This is a genomic window from Alkalimarinus coralli (genome assembly GCF_023650515.1).
In the GTDB taxonomy this organism is placed as follows: Bacteria; Pseudomonadota; Gammaproteobacteria; order Pseudomonadales; family Oleiphilaceae; genus Alkalimarinus; species Alkalimarinus coralli.
The window spans coordinates 4,741,578-4,759,892 of sequence record NZ_CP096016.1 but is presented as its reverse complement, the minus strand read 5'-3'; the positions used below and the strand labels follow the sequence as shown (position 1 = coordinate 4,759,892).

The following is an 18,315-nucleotide window of genomic DNA, read 5'->3' as shown; positions in this document are numbered from 1 at the left end:
TTGCACTGATCATTAGGATGCTCTTATACGAATACGGTTGAGCTTCTCCTGCCCAGATCACAACCAATCAAACGCCAACAAACCAGTAAAAGGCTAACTATGAACGAAAACCAACGCCAGCAAAACCGCAGCAAGTTCACTTTCGCATTTGCGGCTTTTGCACTTGGTATGCTGATTTCTGCCACCATAATGAATGCAGCAAAAACACCCTCAGAAGAGCAGACAGACGCACTTATATCATTTAAAGGGTCAGATTTTACACTCAGTGACCTGCCAACCAGTGTCGCTATGCCGTACTATGAAATGGAACACGAGCATTTTGAGAAACAACGCGCCTTCCTGGAAGAGGCTGCACTTCAGCTAGTCGCTGCTGAACAAGCTAAAAAGGAAAATATTTCAGAAGAGGCGGCGCGAGAAAAACTACTTGCCGTCTCACCGCCATCTGAAGAGGATGTCAACCGCTTCTTTGAAGCCAACAAAGAGCGCATCAGCAAGCCGCTTTACGAGATAAAGGACGATATTACCCAGTACCTGATGCAACAAAAAGTCAGAGAAAAGCGTTTTTCTGTATTGGGCGAGCTAGAGAGCAAAGGGGAATTTGCGCTGCTTATTCGCCCACCTAAGTCACCCGCCGTTACGATTGAGACTGAAGGCTACCCAACCACGGGAGGCGCTAATGCTAAAGTTAAAATTGTCGAGTTTGCAGACTATCAGTGCCCACACTGTAAAGACGCCAGCCATACCCTGCACAAGCTGCTCAAAGAGTATGGAGATCAAATCCAGTTAACGTATATGGACTTCCCTATTAACCGCTCTGGTATTTCAAGAAAAGTAGCCGAAGGGGCGGTGTGCGCAGACCAACAGAACAAGTTTTGGCAATACAATAACCTGGCATTTGAAAAGCAGGCTCAGCTGACAAATAACTCACCGACTGAGCTAGCGGCGGAACTCCAACTCGATAGTGAAAAATTTCAGGCCTGCCTGAGTGATGAAAGCACAGCACAGAAGGTGAAAAAATCTGAACTACAGGCGATCAATTTGGGTATTCGAGGCACACCTGCAATATTTGTTAATGGTCGAAAGCTTGAAGGCCATGAAATTGAGCAAGCGCTAACACGGGCGGTGAAAGAACTACTTTAGATCTGCGCCTAGGTATAAAAAGGACAGCGTATTAAAAAAGGGCAGAGCATTAAAAAAGTCTGATATCAAAAAGGCCAGCAGATTAACTACTGGCCTTTCTAATCAGCAACACAACTCAGCAGCAGAGTGAACTACCACTGAATCGGGGCTTCGCTTGAACCGGCCGTGGGCCTAGCCTCTTTACTGACAGGCGTGTTATTCGCCCCCTCCTCTTGTGTGATTAGCCGAACAACCGCCCCTTTTTGAACCCGCTTTAATTCACCATCGATTAACTCAGCAATAGCATACTTAGGCAACACGGTAAGCACACTTAACTCGCCCAACTTACTACCGTCTACTTTAATGGGCATTCCGGTATCCGGGTCAACTATTTTGCGACCTTTGGTAAACAGTTCAAAACGGTCTCCTACCTTGATCCTATCGCCGCCCTGGTTTAGATAAATTTCTGATTGACTAACCACATCCATCACCTTGACGGGATAGATCACATCCATGACGCCTGAAACCACAATATTGGCAACAGCATCTAGTGTAACCGTATTCTTTTGGTCTTTTTTTCGTGGAAACTCCTGAGACACCGTGTCAGCCCACATAACCTTCTGAGTAGCCACCTCTATGACTTGATAAGACAAGTCTATTCGGTCAACCATTTTCGTGTCAGTCATGCCATAGAACGTTGATATCTCAACTTTAGTGGATAAGTCGAAAATATTTCCCACCACCATAAAGTCTGCTCCCAACACCTGACCTAACCGGCCCGCTTCACTTGCCGGCACATGTTTAGACGATAGCAATCGAGTCTCAGACTCAAACTCTTCGCCATAATCACGATTTAATACCGCAAACTTGCGAGACTGAGTAAACCCAGACTGAATACGATCTTTTAATCGTTTCGACAACTGATATGCATTCGTCGTTTTACCTTGATCGTTAACGGCAAAGGTGGCCGTTGCAAACCGAAACGGCATTATCGCAATACTTTTACGGGTATCGTTTTTGATGTCTGACTGGAATTTAGGAATATTGGCTAAAACAGTCACCTCCCATGACGACTCGCCTGCTTCAGGTTTTACAACCTCAATCACCTCATATGAATCTATCCAGCCTTTTGACCGCGTATAAATATCTTCTTTAACGCCGGCTTTGGCTGTCGTTGTTTCAGAAGACCCCGTTGCTATTTGTTGAAACTCCATCTGCAACTGTTTCTCAGTGCCAATTTCTAATCCGCGAACCTGTCTAACCGCTTCGAGCAACGCAGCGGCCAGTGCTTCTTGGTAACTAGAACCAAACCCCGACGTCTGGCGTGATTCCATAACGGTCTTGGCCATTGAGGTGCTAGTATAGATCACCCCCAGTAGTACATAGCAAAGTATTTTTTTCATTTTAAAAGCTCGCGTCTGATTCAAAATCAGCACTTTGGTGCAGTTTGTTTTGCTGCTTAGCCGGTTTAGGTTGAGTAGATTTGGCCGGCGCCTTATTAAACTTCTGAGTTGCGGCATCTCGTGTAAACGGACTCCACATCAACACCTCCCCGACGATAAGATGACCAGTATCCGGATGGTTAGCGGTCCAGGTTTTTATAGTCGTCATGCCAGTGATTTTGGTACGGCTATTTTGCTTAACATAATTATCAATGAGTTTTCCCACATTGACTTGTTCTTCTTCTGTCAAAATGCCATCTTGAGAAACCTGATTAATCTGAGTGCTGCTCAGCAGCTGGGTTTTGTCCTCGAGTGCGACAGTGGCATTAACAAACTCGGAAAACTGTGCTGAGGCAAAACTTTGGGAGGCACTCTTAGCCGCTTTTATCGCCATATCGACTTTGAATTTTGAATCATTATTAGTGGCGCGAACCCCCGATTGCCCAAACGCCACAAGCGCCGGGTTACCAAATTCATCCGTTAAAATACGCACGCCATGTTGAAAAATATAGTTTTCCTTATCTCCAACACTCGCCTCTATTTGCTGGGGAACACTCGATTTACCGGCAATGCGTTGGCTTTTCGAAGCCCCTTTACCTCTGGAGATCGCTTTTGCCTGTTCCTCAAGTTTTTGAGAATAGACAATCATGACCCCCACCGATTTCTGGTCTTCAAACGATGCTAATGTTCGAACGCCTGCCACGTTAGACAGCGCTTTTACGCTGATCGTCTTTTGAAACGAATCCTCTGCAAGACGTTTTTTCTCTGCAGAGCCAAATTTTGAAGGATCTTCCCCTGCTTCTATTAATAGCTCATCAAGTTTCGTTTCAGCCAAAGTGGCGACTTTGTCTGTCATTCTGTTTAAATAGTCATCGTTGGCTGCTGCTTTCTCAGGATCAAAATCCCGCTCATCCTGAAAGAATCGCTGCATCGACTCAGAGGCAATTTGGCGCCTTTTAGTTTTCACAAACTCGCCTTTCGCTGCTAGTAATGCTGATTCAAAAGCTGCTACACGCGCATCAGCAAACGCTACATCTGTCGGAGAAAGACTGATATTGGCTTGCCCCCAGCCAATATAGTACTGCTTCACCGGCACACCTTGATCATTGTATTTAATGTTCTGACCAAGTTTCATGCCACGCTTAGATAGATAATTATCGCGCTTTATTTCCAAATCATTAGCAGAGAGCTGATCTGCAACCGGGAACATATTTGATGCTTCAACACTCTGTTCTTCGATCGAGGCATTACTCCCTGAGTTTTCTGCCATTACTGCATCTGTCTCTTTGCCCCCCTCATTTTGTAAGGCCAAGTGCTGAGGCGCTACTGGCACATGGGGCGCGGGTGGCGCTTGCGCATCTGCCAGTGAAAAACCGGATGCCGTCATCAATACGGCAGCCAAACCTAATTTTTTTGTTGTCTTCATTATCTCATCCTTAATCATGAATGGTTACTTACCCAACACCTAGTATTTTCAACAATACCTATATCTATCAATTAAAAAAGCCGAAAATGCTTTGTGAGAAAAACAACTTTCGGCTTTATGCTTTAGCTTAGCGTTTAAGCGTGCTTACAGAGACATAAAAGACTTCTCACCGGTCTTACGTATCTCTTTCTCCCCAGCCCACTCCATAATGCCACTCTCAAGATTGACTAACTTGAGCGTGAACTTGTAGTAAACATCCTGCGCGCCACTATTACGCTTCACAATGCTGGACATATTGCCGTACAACATGAATTCTGCACCAGTCTGCTTGCCAAATGCCGCTGCTTTGCCTGGGTCAACCATGCCGCTCTCGGTCTGGAACTTCATCTGTTCCTGTATTGCTTTTACCGCCGTCATATCAACAAAGCGAAACTTCCCTGATTGAAGCAGTTTAGTCTGAACGGTATCAGTAATGGATTCAGTATCGATATGTTCCGTTGTTTTGTTCTTTATTTTATCAACAAATACAACAGGACGGCGGGAGCTTGTCATTTGCACAATGGGTGGAAAGCTAATTAAGTCATCCACCAGCTTCGCAGCAATAGACTGCAGATCAGTTGAACCAAACCCTATGGTGGTGGTTTCAACAGCCGTCGCATCACCATACTGTATTTTTGGGCCACTGGAACAGGATGCCAATATAAGCGCAGCCATAATGACTGCAAAAAACTGTACTAATTTCATCGATTTCTCCATGGTTGGTTTTTATATTCAGTCCTGAACTAGGATCTTAAAAGCATTCACCGTAGGGTTTGGCGCGACGCCCTGAACGGTTTTGGTTTCGTAGGGAGTGATACTAATCGGTATCCACGGACGGCCATCAACCGCGACTTCAAAACCATTTTTATCTAGCCATTTAAATTTATATTGGAAGTTGAGATCACTTCTGGAGTCATTTTTAATCGACACCTGCGCCTTTAGCAAATCCCCCACAAAACCTGTTTTGCTGTCGGCTATGGACAAGCTGTCAGATAATAGCCCACTATTTGATTCGATAATCTGAGTCGTGCCATCATCATTAACCGTCACCGTCGCCGTTTCATTAACGGCACACCCTGCCATTGCAGATATTCCACCTGCAATAATTACGGCTTTCAATATCGCATTTCGCATTTTCATGCTCCTTATGAAGATATAAATTATTGTATTAGTTAAAGCTCATATACCTGAGTTATCAAGTTATTATTTGCGTTAACCACCCTGACAAACGTTGTTTTTTTAGGTTTAACATTCAGAGCGAGCGAGGTCTGAGCTATTGGCGTGGAAAAGTTAAGCTCTCTTACCCCTTCATCAAGGTTAAAGCGCATAATTTGCGCGGTATGCGGGAGGGTCAACCAACTTCGCCGGTCAGCGCTCTCGGAAACAATATTGTATAGGCTGGCCATCAGCTGGCCCGCCGCCCCGCCATTTTTTTCAGCCTGCTTCTGCATTTCATACTTGGCGAACGCTCTTAACGTTTGCCGCACAATCAAGCCGGGGATGCGCTCCTTAAGATCTTTAACCGCCAACGCGCCGACATCAACCACAATCTCCGTTCTTCCCAATTCATTAAAACGGTCATCCATTACTTTTAATGACTGACTGACCGGCCACTGGTTCACATCATAATAGGGGAACGCCAACGAAAAAAAACCGCCATCAAAAGTAGGTATAGGTAGCTTAATTTCGCTTTTTGCCGGTACAAAACCATCTTCAAAAAACACCACGATGGTGCCTTGGTTGTCTTTGGCGATATTAACGTTGTCACCGGAGCTACCGCCCTGTTTAAATGCAACCCTTTCAATATCCTGCTTAATGAACGAATTATCGGGGTTTATTTCATAGGCTTTTTTGTAATCCACTAACGCCGAATTAAGCTCACCTGTTGCCTCCCAGAATGCGGCCGATGCGTAGAAGGTATAGGCATTCTGGAATGAACTCTTCACGCTGCCAGCGACTGAATCAAGCCCTGAGAAAGCCTCCGAGAGCGTGCTCATATCAATATCATTTTCTGCTGCTTCGTCATATGCCTCAGCAACTTCCTGCTCATGTTTCTCCAGAAGAATTCTCTGTTCAAGCGCTACCTTTCTAAACTCGACTGATGCACCCTCCAGATCTTTCTCTCCCAAATAATTAAACGCCTGATGGTGATGAGTAAATATGCGCTCATAGCCTGCCCCCTTATACGGGATCGCATTGTCGTTAACTAAAAGAGAGGAGCCTTGAGCGGCAGAATCTGAAAGTTTAACCGTCGATTCAAGATCTTGTTCATCAAATCGGGATATAACTAATTGGAAGTCTTGTTTGCTATCAGCAAAGCGAGAGTGCAGTTGAGCGACGCGCCCTCGCTCCATCATATAGAGCATGGCATCTGCACTGTCTCTTTCTTCACTCAGGTCAGACAAAACCTTATCGGCCATCACATCAGTTTGAGCCGGGCCTATCGCCTTCTTAAAAACTACCGCCTGATTAGGATACGCATTGAAGAGAGATGAGGTTGCACAGCCCTGAAGCACCGCAAACAGAATGACCGGCGCAACGCTTCGGCAGATACAAATAAACCACGCCATAGAACAAAACTCCTTATTTCTCGCAGGCAGTGTATATTCAAACCGCTCATAATGCATTAAGCCGAAGTGTAAAGGCAACGTAATTTTATGCTCCCAGGTTGACTCTTAACATACATATTCATACTAATTAAACGTACATAGCGATACTAATTAAGCATACATAGCGATACTAACTATAGGTGCATAACTGTATGGCTGGAAGCCGTGTTACTGCGCTCTATCGCACCTCTGGTTATCTTATTCCCGACAGTCTATACTACGCCCCATTATTTACGAATTCATTGTCCCTTTATTCCTACATACAGGGGCTTGCGATACTGTTTTTACACTGTCAATCAGAACCTATCGAGCCAGTAGCAGAACGTAGTCGTTAACACTCGAAGATAAGCTTATGCCACAACAGAAAAAACTGGCTCTCGCCAGCATAAAGAGTATGTACCGGGTTTTCACTGTACCCGAGGCTCCAGACTCTACCCTCAGCCAGATTGACAAGAATATTTCTCGAAATCTTGCTGGCTTTTTACAAGACCATATTGTGGCAGTGGAAAAAGACCTCTCCGAGGTGGAGAAAGATTTCTCCGACGCAAAAATCCCCGACAAACCAATCTTTGTCTCGGAGCAGACCCAGTTTTTACTTGATAAACTGGTCGCTCAATCGGTACACACAGCATCTCCCAGCTTTGTAGGCCATATGACCTCGGCACTCCCCTATTTTATGCTGCCATTGTCCAAAATTATGATTGCACTCAATCAGAATTTGGTAAAAACCGAGACCTCAAAGGCGTTCACTCCGATGGAGCGTCAAGTAATGGGGATGTTGCACAGGCTTATCTACGATCAGGATAACGAGTTTTACAAGCGCTGGATGCACGATGCCTATCATGCGCTTGGCTCGATGGCATCAGGGGGTACGGTCGCCAACATCACCGCACTCTGGGCGGCCAGAAACCTGGCATTCCCAGCTGAGGGAAACTTTAAAGGTATCAACCAACAGGGGCTGTTCAAAGCCTTAAAGTACTACGGTTACGAAGGCGCAGCAGTCGTTGTATCGAAGCGCGGTCACTACTCCCTCAGTAAAGCCGCTGACGTTCTGGGTATTGGCCGTGAAAACATGGTGGCGATTGAAACCGACGAAAATAACCGAATCAAACTTGATGAGCTACGCAAGAAGTGCATTCAACTTCAGAGTGAAAAAGTCAAGATCATCTCAATTGTCGGTATCGCAGGCACCACCGAAACAGGCAATGTAGACCCGTTAGATGAAATGGCAGAAATAGCCAGAGAGTTCAAAGCACACTTTCACGTTGATGCGGCATGGGGCGGACCGACCCTTTTCTCCAGACATAACAAACACCTACTGAAAGGCATTGAAAAAGCAGACTCTGTTACCATCGATGCCCACAAACAGCTCTACGTCCCGATGGGAGCAGGTTTAGTTCTGTTTAAGGACCCAACCAAGCTGAGTTCAATTGAACACCATGCCCAGTACATAATACGAAAAGGCTCGAAAGACCTGGGTAGCACCACATTGGAAGGCTCTCGCCCGGGTATGGCCATGCTTATACATTCAGGGTTAAGAATCATTGGCCGAGAAGGTTACGAAATCCTGATTAACCAAGGCATCGACAAGGCCCGCTCTTTCGCCAAGTTAATCAAGCAAAACGATCTGTTTGAGCTAATTACCGAGCCTGAACTCAATATACTGACCTACCGTTATTGCCCTGGCAACGTGCAACAAACGCTTAAAACCTCATCCCCAGAACAGATGGAGAGGATTAATACCCACCTGAATAGAGTCACTAAATATATACAGAAGGCGCAGCGGGAACTAGGGCGAGCCTTTGTTTCCAGAACACGGCTGGAACCCATGCAATATCAGGGTAGGCCCTGCGTTGTATTCAGGGTTGTCCTGGCAAACCCCCTGACCACCGTAGAAATCCTTGAAGAGATCCTGAGCGAACAGGCTGAGATTGCCCAGCACGCCAAAATTGCAGGAGAAATGGCGGCGTTGGAAAGGTTGTGTGGTGACCAAAGCGACAAAGCCAACGCTGGCTAACTGAAGTGCTGAATAAACATAGCATCATACAAAGGTTAGGGCTGGAGCCACACATTGAAGGAGGCTACTTTAGACGTACCTTCGAATCGACGCACTCAACGCAGCACAACCAATTGGCGATGAGCGTCATCTATTACCTGCTGACGAACGACTCGCCTATTGGTGCATTTCATCAGAACAAGTCAGACATCATTCATTTCTACCATTCCGGCTTTCCAATTGAGTACACACTAATAAGCCCAGAAGGCCAGCTGACACGTTACATCCTTGGCCCAAACCTGGAAGACGGGCAACAATTTCAACTGTTAGTCGAAGGCGGATACTGGAAAGCAAGCCGTTTATTGGAAGGGGATTACGGGCTGATCAGTGAGTCAGTCTGCCCTGGATTTGAGTACTCAGACATGCAGATTGCATCACAAAAACAGATGCAATCCTTATATCCTGCGCTTTTTGATGAGATAAAGCATCTCATCAAGAAAGATAGCGGTGCTCGTTAGCCGGATACTTATTAGTAGAGAGCCGCCTCATCTTCAAGCACATCTTTAATAATCTCTATAAAAATCCGGTCAGCGTCACTGTGCACCTCGGGAATCCTGACAATGGTTTCGGCACTAATGGCTTCAGCAATTTTTGCATCGGCATCCGGTTCATTCTTAAGATTTCGCGCAATATCCATGCACTTGCTGGCAACCGTTGGATCACTCAAAACCTTTTTGATAAAGACTCGCAACTCTGAAATTATTTTAGCCTGTCGGCTCTCTTCAGCACTACTCATACCCATACTCCCAAATACAAAGAATTAATGCCTTCAATTTTACCTCTATGTAAAACTGGTGCCAGCATACTATGCCTGATTATAACCAGTTGTTATTTAAGGGCGCCAGCAGGCATTATGAAAAGTTACTCACCATAGACCTGATTCCGCCCATTTTCTTTGGCTAGATAAAGGCTTTTGTCTGCCGAGTCGATTAGTTGGTTGGGGGCCTGACCTGCCTTCTTTTCAGCGCACCCGGCGCTAATCGTAATATGCTTGGCCACAGGAGAAAAATCATGAGCAACTTGCTGCTGCGCAACAGATTCCCGCAGCCGATCAGCGACAAGCATCGCGCCTTCAAGCGACGTATTTGGCAACAACACGACAAATTCCTCACCGCCGTAACGAGCAACCATATCCGTGGGCCTGAGAAGGCTGCTAACCAACGTTTTCGCAACCAAACGTAAACAATCATCCCCTGCCAGATGGCCATAGTTATCATTGAAGGTCTTAAATGAGTCAATATCAATCATCACTACAGACAGAGGCTGGTTTTCACGGCTGGACCGCCCCCACTCTCGCCCGTAGTGCAGCACAAACCCTCGTCGATTATTAAGCTCCGTTAGTGCATCAATATGCGCTAACCGAGAGAGCTCTTTGTTGGCGATTTGCAGCTGCTCTTGAATCGCAGCAATTCGCCCCATTGCCTGAACCATTGACTGTAATACCGGGCCGTTTACCGGTTTTGCCAGATAGGCATCACCACCAGCATTAATACCTTCTACAAAGTGCTGATCTGAAGAGTTAGAGCTTAGAAAAACAATAGGGATCCAGTCACCAGAGAGCCTTGCACGAATTCTTTTAGTGACTTCAAACCCATCTATTCCTGGCAGCTCGATATCCATTAGCACCATATCAATCTGGCTCTGATCGAATATCTCCATCGCACTTTCACCACTCTCCACCGATATGACACGATGACCAAACTGCTCGACATAGGCAGTAACGAGCTGACGAATAGCCCGACTATCTTCTACCAACAATACATTCATGTAGTTTTTTACAACCCAACAGCTATTTCTGACAAGAACTACTTATACTATAGCCAAAATTTCATCGTTAATATGGAATAGATCAAAACCAGGGGAGGATGGCGAATTAAAGGTGGGTATTCAGAAGGGAGGCAGCAGCTCACGTTTAAACTGCTGCCTGAAGGCCGTTATGGCATCATGATTCCGCGGATAGTAAAGAACAGCATGGCAGCCAACAATGCGGATGCAGGTACAGTAATAACCCAAGCCGCTGCAATTTTTGCTAAATGAGAGCGCTTAACCAACTCCTCGCGATAAACCAGCTTTAACCGCTTTCGCTCACTTTTAGGCAAGTGAACATCGGCCTGCTTGGCTTTCAGCTTCTTCAGCATCTGATCCATCTCATCAACCGATGCTTTTTTGAAGTCTTCCAGGAACTTCTTAACTTGCTCCCTATCCTTGCCTTCGTGAAGCTCCGCTATGGAGTGCAACTGGCTGGCATAACTCACCTTCAAATACTCTCTTAAAAAGCCCACACCAAAAATACCACCAACCGCGATATGCGTAGAACTCACAGGGAGCCCTAATTGAGAGGCAATGATAACCGTAATTGCCGCGGCCATCGCCACACAGAAGGCGCGAATTTTATTTAGTTCGGTAATTTCAGATCCAACCGTTTTAATCAACTTCGGACCATAAAGCATCAGACCAAGAGAAATACCAATAGCCCCCACCATCATTACCCATATAGGAATATGCGCTTTCGCTGATATACCGGCGTTCACCAGCGAATCGTTTATAGCCGCCAACGGACCAACAGCATTCGCCACATCATTGGCTCCGTGAGCAAAGCTCAACATCGCCGCAGCAAATATTAACGGCACAGTAAAAAGTGCATTCACGCCGTCTCTTGAATTTTCAATGGTATCTGCCAAGCGTGATATCGCAGGCTTAACCAAAAACAGAACCACAATAGCTGCAGCAAGGCCAATACCGCCTGCTGCCAGAATATCAAGTTTCCATATTTTTTTGAGGCCTTTTAGCGCAAGATAGGTAACAAACGCCCATGCCATCAACGCAATCAGCAGAGGAACTATTTTCTTTGCAGCACTGCTAACATCATCACGGTACAACACCGTTCGCTTAATCAAATATAAAAATGCTGCCGCAATAATCCCCCCCAAAACAGGTGAGATAACCCAGCTTGCTGCAATAGCGCCCATTTTTGCCCAGTTCGCAATACCAAAACCACCGGCAGCAATACCTGCGCCCAACACACCACCGACAATAGAGTGAGTAGTGGAAACTGGCGCACCTAACCATGTCGCCAAATTAAGCCAAAGGGCACCCGCCAATAACGCCGCCATCATCAACCATATAAACACATCAGGGTCGGTAATTGAGGTTGGGTCGATAATGCCTTTTTTAATCGTCCCAACAACCTCGCCACCTGCCAGCAACGCACCTGCGGCTTCAAATATCGCTGCAATAAGTATTGCGCCTGTCAGCGTAACAGCATTCGAGCCCACTGCCGGTCCTACATTATTGGCAACATCATTGGCACCAATATTCATCGCCATGTAACCGCCGATCATTGCTGCAATGATTAGCATATAGTTACCGTCAAGACCTTTGGTTGTGGTGGCCACATAAAACATGATGCCAACCATAAAAAACAGGCCAACACCTAAACGCATCATCTCGTTCTGATAGGGCGCAGACGCTTTTTCAATTTGATTAATGTTTGAGAATTCCATCACACTGAAACCCTTTGACTGATGAATAGTTGCTGCCTACCAGCTGCCTAAGCTACCAGCGACACTGTCAAACCCGAGTATAGCGGGTTACTGCCTAGACGATAAGGCCACCCTGAGCATTGCCGGGCACTACTTAAATCGAGGGATATTTAGGCGGGTGCACTATAGGATGAAATGACTAAAAATGAAACCTCTTTACATTAAAAATGGCACTAATTTTCGATAAATGAACCTCTCAGAGTGATTGCGTTTAACCAATTTTATGGTTAATATTTGCTCAGTTATTTTCATCAAGAGCAGGACAGTGTCCTCGCCAACCTGCCCCTGGGGCAAGGTGGTGTTCAGAGCCTCACAACTCTGAAGATGTGGCCTACTTAAGTAAGTATGTTTAAGTTCGGCAACAAACCAGGCAAATCGCAATCTGCTCTCTGATGCCAGCCTAAACAGCTCATTGGAGAAAAAGTATGTTCGAAGAAGCAACCTTATACAGGCAGTCGGAAGTTCCTACCGTATTAACACACCACCCTGATGCGAAAAGCGACAACTGCAAAGGCAGTGATCGTGCACAGAGGTTATCGCAACTTGAAACCGTGCAATATTGGCATGCAGCTCACGCAACATTTGTGCGGCAGTGGGTCGCGCCAGGTTATATCAAGAAACAGCCACCAGCGACTTGCAGAAGATGGTTTCTCTATTCAGAGTATAAAGACGGACAAGGCAACAACTGCTATACCCAAAAGTCCTTCAGGTCGCTAAGCGATGCAGTCCATTATGCAGAGGTGGTCACAACAAAATTGCCCTTACCAGGGTTGTAGCTGTACACCCTTAAACCCGGAAACTCTAGTTTTATTTCGGAGCTATAGCGTCCACAACCTGTTTGCACCGAACAGTAAGTATGTCATTTCGTGATGGCGCTTATATTTTTGAAGAACACAGCAACGCTGACCGTCAGAATACATTTACAATCAGGCCTATCTGAGCTATCACTTAAGAGTGCGACAAACAAAATGGAGAGAACAATCTACTACAATACACAGAGTTCCGATGATTCCGATAAATAATCCTTCAAATTCAATTCAGGAACGCGTCAATTCACGAATCATTGCAGTTAAAGAGCGAGATGACCAACGAGTGACCAATGTCGCCAGATATTTGTCCGTAGGTGCTCTGTTCTTTTTAATTATTATCGGTAGCAAATCGCATATTTCTGGCCACCACTTTCATGGCAATATCCTGTTTCTGTTCGCGGCTATTACATTAGTCAACCTGGTAAATTACCACTTCAGGCAGAACAAGCGATTCTATCAAAATACATTCATATTCATGGTTGGCGTTCTATTCCTGTACTTAACCGCCTCCGGGGGGGAGAGCAACACTGGCCCTCTGTGGTTTTATGTATTTCCACCACTCGGTTTTTACATTCTGGGGATTAGGTACGGCCTTATACTCTCAATCGGGGCGGTCGGTGCGGTACTTGTTATTTTTTTCTTTCCTGAAATTCCGTTCGTCACAACGGAGTATGATTCTGATTTTAAGCTGCGCTTTATAGCCACGCTCTCTTTTGTCACCGCTTGCGCCTATATTCTTGATGATGCAAGAAGAACGGCCAAGAACGAATTGATCGATATGGCAACACTCTATGAGTATGCGGCTCGTACCGACGAGCTCACGTCTCTTTCAAATCGCAGAGATATGAAAGAGTGCCTGGACAAAGAGTTTTACAGACACCAGCGCAGCAATAGCTATTTTTCCATTATTATCATGGATATTGACCATTTTAAGCGCGTCAATGATACCTATGGCCATGATGCCGGTGACGCGGTTTTAAAAGAGTTTTCTTCCCTACTTAAGGGGCTTTCAAGAAAAATAGATGTCGTCTCCCGTTGGGGAGGCGAAGAGTTCCTGATGCTTCTTCCTGACACCTCACTATTGCAAGCATTAACTCTGGCAGAAAGGCTACGTGCAGCAGTCGAAAACCACACATTTAACTACAAATTTGAGACCATCCCTATCACTATGAGCGCGGGCGTGTGCGCAGTCAGCCAATATGAAGATATCAACCGAATATTAAAACAAGCTGATATCAATTTGTATGAAGCCAAAGTAAAAGGCCGAAACCGTATTGAACCTGCGGTAAAAAGCTTCACTAACCCTAAAATGACAACTTGAAAAATGAGTATATGCGATAACAAAAAGAGGTGAGCTACATTAATAAATGTAAGCTAACTATTTATAAGAGACCTTTGCACGACGTTATGAGCGAAGCAAAGACAAGGCAAAAAATGACGAAAAAGCGCAGTATATATGTAATATTTGAGCATTTTGAGTCATTTTTTAACGCTGTATTTGTAAGCGCAGTAGTCGTGCAAAGATCTCTATAACGATAAACAGGCGTGTGCCGCTTTACTTTAGGCCCCCGAAAGCCTATATCTTTAACTGAACGGCAAATTTTATAGTACGTTGTTTTATCGTTAACAATAATAACATTTGATACATAAACTATATGCAGTTAAGAAACCTATTAATATGGGCCCTGATGCTGTTAAGCCATCAGACATTTGCCGCCAGCAATGATATCCGGTCGGGCGTATCTCAGCAGCTTCTCAATATAAGCTATCTGGAAGACACCACAGGATCGCTAAAGGCAAGTGATATCCTTAAAAGCAAAAGCCACAAAGACTGGCATGAAATTTCAGGCGAGATTGCTAATTTCGGATATACCAAGTCTCCATTCTGGTTTAGGTTCACAATAAAAAACCCCTACAACATTGATGCCGACAAATTGCTGGAGATCAGTTACCCCCAGCTGGACTTCATTGACCTATACCGGGTTGAAAAAGGTAAGGTGCTAAGTGTCCATAAGACTGGCGATCACTACCCTTTCTCGCAGCGCCTGATTGACCACCCCTATTTCCTGTTTCCTGCTGCTATACCAGCACATACCAACGTCGAATACTTTGTACGGGTTCAAACAGAAGGCACCATGCAAGTCCCTATTAGCCTGTGGGATAAGCAGACATTTCTAATCAAGATAGGTCAGGAAGACCAAATACATGCAGTCTTTTATGGCATTTTAACGGTTCTGGCGCTGTTTAACTTTTTCGTATACCTGGCGCTACGGGAAAAAACGTACCTTTATTACTCAATGGCCACATTTGGCTATGTGTTCTTTTTTGCCACCATGCGAGGTAAGCCATTTCAGGTGTTATTCCCTGATTTTCCTGCTATTCACAACCAGAGCCTGCTCATTATCATTCCATTCACAACCCTCTTTTCAGCGCTGTTCGCCAGCTCTTTTCTGTCACTCAAGCAATACAGTAAAACGCTAGATAATTGTACAAAAGCCATTGCGATTCTTGCCCTTGGCTGCATCATTGCCTCATTCATTTTCGATTATGCCTACTCTGTTCGGCTATCGGTGCTGCTCGCCATTCCAAGTTATTTAATGCTATTCACGATAGGTCCACTGGTGTGGGTGAAGGGTGCACGCCTGGCACGGTACTACACGCTTGCCTGGGGATTGCTAACAGCAGGAACAGCCATGACGGCGCTCAATAAAGCCGGGGCAATCCCGAGTAACTTTATCAGCGAATACGGTATGCAGATAGGTTCTGCTCTTGAAGCAATCCTGTTAACAATTGCCCTTGCCGAGAGGCTGTATAGAGAAAGAGAGGGGAAGATCGCCGCCCAGGAGTCGACGATAAAAGAGCACAAAGAGCGCTTACAGACCGAAATCAAATTAATGAACCAGGCGCTGCACCACCCAATAACAAAGTTGCCCAATCGAGCGTGCTTTGAGATGCTCATTAATGACAGCGTTCGGCGCAGAAAAGATGGCCGGTTTGCCGTCTGTTTAATAAACCTGACACGCTTCCACGAAATAAATAAAACGCTCGGTCACAACAATGCAGACCTGTTAATTGAAGAAGCTGCAACCCTCATCAATCAGACGGTACAGAAACTCCCTGGCATTCAGATCGCTGAAGATAACGACCCCCAGACATACTATGCGTTCTCCTTTGAGGGTGCGACCTTTGGTGTGTTGATTGATATAGAACACTCCGAACAGGTGAGAGAAGCAGCTGGGGCCGTAATATCAGAGTTGTATCACCCAATCGAATTTAAAGGGATGTTGCTGGAACTAGACCCTGCAATCGGCGTTTCAACGTTTCCTGAAAATGGCCGTGATGCATCCACCTTGATTCGCCACGCCAACGTGGCGCTGGAGACCGCTGAAAAGAGTGACCGAAAACTCGACTACTATCAGCCAGAGCAGGATCGATATAACGCTCGACGTTTAACGTTGATGTCTGAGCTAAAGCAAGCCATTGCCAACAACCAGCTTTCACTCTATTTCCAACCAAAGATAGACCTAAAGTCTAACGCAGTTGTTGGCCTGGAAGCACTGATCCGCTGGCACCACCACCGCTTTGGTTTTGTGCGCCCTGATGAGTTCATTCCGATAGCAGAACAAACAGGCATCATAAAACCGTTAACACGGTGGGTTGTTAAAGAGGCGCTAAGAGTTCAGAAAGAGCTACTGGAAGAACGCTATGATATTGATATCTCAATAAACATCTCAGCTAAAAACCTGAGAGAAGAGGACTTTGTTTCTTTCATCTCTGACGCTCTGGGAAGTAACCCTGAACAGAAAAATAAAATCACTATTGAGCTGACTGAAACATCTATGATGGAAGATCCGCTAAAGGCCTTGCAGGTTCTGGAAGACTTGAGCCAACCGGGTATTAAACTCTCAATAGATGACTTCGGAACCGGTTATTCATCGCTGGCTTATATCAAAAAGCTACCCGCAGATGAGATAAAAATTGATAAATCGCTGGTATTTGATTTAACCAGCAACGCCGATGATCAAGTCATCATCAAAACAACCATTGAAATGTGCCACAGGTTAGGCTTCACGGTGGTAGCAGAAGGTGTAGAGAGCCAACACATAGTAGATATATTAAAACAACTAAACTGCGACCTTATACAGGGTTACTATATATCCCCTCCTCTTCCGCTCAACAAACTCAAGCTCTGGCTCGCTGAAATGGACGACTACGCCGCACTGGCTTAATTTGATAACAGTTCTCTCGTTTCACCCACTCCCATTATAGATTTTGGAACGCTGGAGGGCGCGGCCAGAAACCGTTCCGCGGGTTCCATCATCGGTTCTGATGTTAAACGAATGGTTCCCCAGTGCATACCAATCAGAGACTTGGCCCCGATATCTTCACCAATTTTCACGGCCTCTTCGGGGTCTGCATGGACAGCACCAAAAACCTCCCTTGGGGCATAGGCTCCAATTGGCACCAATGCAATATCATAGGGGCCTGTTAACTGCCCAATTCTTGCGAATTCAGAACCATACCCCGTATCACCCGCAAAGAATATTTTTACCCCGTTGTATTGCATTGAAAAACTGCCCCATAAAGCGCGGTTTTCATCGACAAGGTTTCGCCCTGAGAAGTGGTACGCAGGTAAGCACTGGAATGTTGCATCCTGTTGTTTCAACTCATGGTACCAATCCATCTCAATAATCCGCCTAAAGCCTAATTTGCGCAGTAACTCCCCAGTGTTCAGCGTGGTAATAACCGTACAGTTTGTTTTATCTGATGCTGCTTTCAGCGCATGTACATCAAGGTGATCATAATGATTATGGGAGATAATAATAACATCGGGAGCCAGGTCATCAATTTGTAGCGGGGCCGGTACCAGCCGACGAGGGCCGCTAAACTGAGTTGGCGACGCCCGATTAGACAAGAAGGGATCAGTCAGCACATTAAGGCCATTAAACCGAATGTAAAAGCAGGCCTGCCCCAACCAGCTAATGGATGGCTTATGGGCCAAAGCCGCCAACATCTGCAGCGCCTTCTCTCTTGGCAGGCAGTGCTCATCCGGGTAGTCAAAAGGTTTATTTCCAGAGATCGCTAACTGTGCCAATACAGGTAACATTTTCAGCGAGTGTCGTCGATCAACCCAGGGAGAGCCAGGCGGAGATCTGAAACGGCCAGCCTGATGATGCCAATGATCCGCATAGGGGTTGCCAGGTATTTCCTTTAAGTCTCTCACCAGTTGTTCCATCTATCTGTCTGCTCCCTCTATCCCAAGACCGCTACCC

The 18,315-nt window shown here is 45.7% G+C and carries 15 protein-coding genes and 1 riboswitch; of the genes, 6 read left to right on the top strand and 9 right to left on the bottom strand.

Annotation, left to right across the window (positions count from 1 at the left end; genetic code table 11):
* The first annotated feature begins 99 nt into the window (after positions 1-99).
* Positions 100-1,140, top strand: a complete 1,041-nt coding sequence (locus MY523_RS21485; protein ID WP_250656712.1) for a DsbA family protein — start codon at positions 100-102, stop codon at positions 1,138-1,140.
* Positions 1,141-1,271: 131 nt separating this feature from the next.
* Here MY523_RS21485 and MY523_RS21480 read toward each other — a convergent pair whose 3' ends face one another.
* The 5 genes from MY523_RS21480 to MY523_RS21460 form a co-directional block, all read right to left on the bottom strand.
* Complete coding sequence (locus tag MY523_RS21480; RefSeq protein ID WP_250656711.1) at positions 1,272-2,522, bottom strand: CsgG/HfaB family protein; 1,251 nt, start codon at positions 2,520-2,522, stop codon at positions 1,272-1,274.
* A gap of 1 nt (position 2,523) precedes the next feature.
* Positions 2,524-3,987 carry a DUF6844 domain-containing protein gene (locus MY523_RS21475; RefSeq protein WP_250656710.1) on the bottom strand — a complete coding sequence of 488 codons (1,464 nt, stop codon included), beginning with the start codon at positions 3,985-3,987 and terminating at the stop codon, positions 2,524-2,526.
* A 144-nt stretch (positions 3,988-4,131) separates the two neighbouring features.
* Entirely contained in the window at positions 4,132-4,731 is a 600-nt protein-coding gene (gene lpoB, locus MY523_RS21470; RefSeq protein ID WP_250656709.1) for a penicillin-binding protein activator LpoB, read from the bottom strand.
* Between the two features lie 27 nt (positions 4,732-4,758).
* Entirely contained in the window at positions 4,759-5,160 is a 402-nt protein-coding gene (locus tag MY523_RS21465) for a YcfL family putative periplasmic lipoprotein (RefSeq protein WP_250656708.1), read from the bottom strand.
* Between the two features lie 38 nt (positions 5,161-5,198).
* Positions 5,199-6,596, bottom strand: coding sequence for a COG3014 family protein (locus MY523_RS21460; protein WP_250656707.1), 1,398 nt, complete (start codon positions 6,594-6,596; stop codon positions 5,199-5,201).
* Positions 6,597-6,987: 391 nt separating this feature from the next.
* Between MY523_RS21460 and panP the strand changes: the two genes are divergently transcribed.
* Both panP and MY523_RS21450 read left to right on the top strand, forming a co-directional pair.
* On the top strand, positions 6,988-8,652 hold the full coding sequence (gene panP / locus MY523_RS21455; RefSeq protein WP_250656706.1) for a pyridoxal-dependent aspartate 1-decarboxylase PanP: 1,665 nt from the start codon (positions 6,988-6,990) through the stop codon (positions 8,650-8,652).
* A gap of 5 nt (positions 8,653-8,657) precedes the next feature.
* Positions 8,658-9,149 carry a cupin domain-containing protein gene (locus MY523_RS21450; RefSeq protein ID WP_250656705.1) on the top strand — a complete coding sequence of 164 codons (492 nt, stop codon included), beginning with the start codon at positions 8,658-8,660 and terminating at the stop codon, positions 9,147-9,149.
* Positions 9,150-9,160: 11 nt separating this feature from the next.
* On the opposite strand, the gene MY523_RS21445 is transcribed toward MY523_RS21450, so the two are convergent.
* The 3 genes from MY523_RS21445 to MY523_RS21435 form a co-directional block, all read right to left on the bottom strand.
* A complete protein-coding gene (locus MY523_RS21445) occupies positions 9,161-9,427 on the bottom strand; it encodes a hypothetical protein (protein WP_250656704.1) in 267 nt (88 codons plus the stop codon).
* A gap of 125 nt (positions 9,428-9,552) precedes the next feature.
* Positions 9,553-10,458 (bottom strand): GGDEF domain-containing response regulator, encoded by a 906-nt coding sequence (locus MY523_RS21440; RefSeq protein ID WP_250656703.1) that lies wholly within the window; start codon positions 10,456-10,458, stop codon positions 9,553-9,555.
* A 167-nt stretch (positions 10,459-10,625) separates the two neighbouring features.
* Positions 10,626-12,194 (bottom strand): inorganic phosphate transporter, encoded by a 1,569-nt coding sequence (locus tag MY523_RS21435; RefSeq protein ID WP_250656702.1) that lies wholly within the window; start codon positions 12,192-12,194, stop codon positions 10,626-10,628.
* Positions 12,195-12,476: 282 nt separating this feature from the next.
* Positions 12,477-12,609: riboswitch (SAM-I-IV-variant riboswitch) on the top strand.
* 49 nt (positions 12,610-12,658) lie between these two features.
* Between MY523_RS21435 and MY523_RS21430 the strand changes: the two genes are divergently transcribed.
* The 3 genes from MY523_RS21430 to MY523_RS21420 all read left to right on the top strand — a co-directional run bounded on the left by MY523_RS21430 (position 12,659) and on the right by MY523_RS21420 (position 17,271).
* A complete protein-coding gene (locus MY523_RS21430; protein ID WP_250656701.1) occupies positions 12,659-13,009 on the top strand; it encodes a hypothetical protein in 351 nt (116 codons plus the stop codon).
* Between the two features lie 229 nt (positions 13,010-13,238).
* Positions 13,239-14,363: a GGDEF domain-containing protein gene (locus tag MY523_RS21425; RefSeq protein WP_250656700.1), complete on the top strand. Its 1,125-nt coding sequence runs from the start codon at positions 13,239-13,241 to the stop codon at positions 14,361-14,363.
* A 367-nt stretch (positions 14,364-14,730) separates the two neighbouring features.
* Positions 14,731-17,271 carry an EAL domain-containing protein gene (locus MY523_RS21420; RefSeq protein ID WP_250656699.1) on the top strand — a complete coding sequence of 847 codons (2,541 nt, stop codon included), beginning with the start codon at positions 14,731-14,733 and terminating at the stop codon, positions 17,269-17,271.
* Here the strand turns inward: MY523_RS21420 and MY523_RS21415 are convergent.
* On the bottom strand, positions 17,268-18,278 hold the full coding sequence (locus MY523_RS21415) for an MBL fold metallo-hydrolase (RefSeq protein ID WP_250656698.1): 1,011 nt from the start codon (positions 18,276-18,278) through the stop codon (positions 17,268-17,270). The two genes, MY523_RS21420 and MY523_RS21415, sit on opposite strands and share 4 nt — an antisense overlap.
* Positions 18,279-18,315 lie beyond the last annotated feature (37 nt).

Coding starts and splice junctions, on each gene's coding strand:
- MY523_RS21475 (WP_250656710.1), bottom strand. CDS start 3,987: ATGAAGACAACAAAAAAATTAGGTTTGGCTGCCGTATTGATGACGGCA.
- panP (WP_250656706.1), top strand. CDS start 6,988: ATGCCACAACAGAAAAAACTGGCTCTCGCCAGCATAAAGAGTATGTAC.
- MY523_RS21445 (WP_250656704.1), bottom strand. CDS start 9,427: ATGAGTAGTGCTGAAGAGAGCCGACAGGCTAAAATAATTTCAGAGTTG.
- MY523_RS21460 (WP_250656707.1), bottom strand. CDS start 6,596: ATGGCGTGGTTTATTTGTATCTGCCGAAGCGTTGCGCCGGTCATTCTG.
- MY523_RS21440 (WP_250656703.1), bottom strand. CDS start 10,458: ATGAATGTATTGTTGGTAGAAGATAGTCGGGCTATTCGTCAGCTCGTT.
- MY523_RS21420 (WP_250656699.1), top strand. CDS start 14,731: ATGCTGTTAAGCCATCAGACATTTGCCGCCAGCAATGATATCCGGTCG.
- MY523_RS21485 (WP_250656712.1), top strand. CDS start 100: ATGAACGAAAACCAACGCCAGCAAAACCGCAGCAAGTTCACTTTCGCA.
- MY523_RS21415 (WP_250656698.1), bottom strand. CDS start 18,278: ATGGAACAACTGGTGAGAGACTTAAAGGAAATACCTGGCAACCCCTAT.
- lpoB (WP_250656709.1), bottom strand. CDS start 4,731: ATGAAATTAGTACAGTTTTTTGCAGTCATTATGGCTGCGCTTATATTG.
- MY523_RS21465 (WP_250656708.1), bottom strand. CDS start 5,160: ATGCGAAATGCGATATTGAAAGCCGTAATTATTGCAGGTGGAATATCT.
- MY523_RS21435 (WP_250656702.1), bottom strand. CDS start 12,194: ATGGAATTCTCAAACATTAATCAAATTGAAAAAGCGTCTGCGCCCTAT.
- MY523_RS21430 (WP_250656701.1), top strand. CDS start 12,659: ATGTTCGAAGAAGCAACCTTATACAGGCAGTCGGAAGTTCCTACCGTA.
- MY523_RS21425 (WP_250656700.1), top strand. CDS start 13,239: ATGATTCCGATAAATAATCCTTCAAATTCAATTCAGGAACGCGTCAAT.
- MY523_RS21480 (WP_250656711.1), bottom strand. CDS start 2,522: ATGAAAAAAATACTTTGCTATGTACTACTGGGGGTGATCTATACTAGC.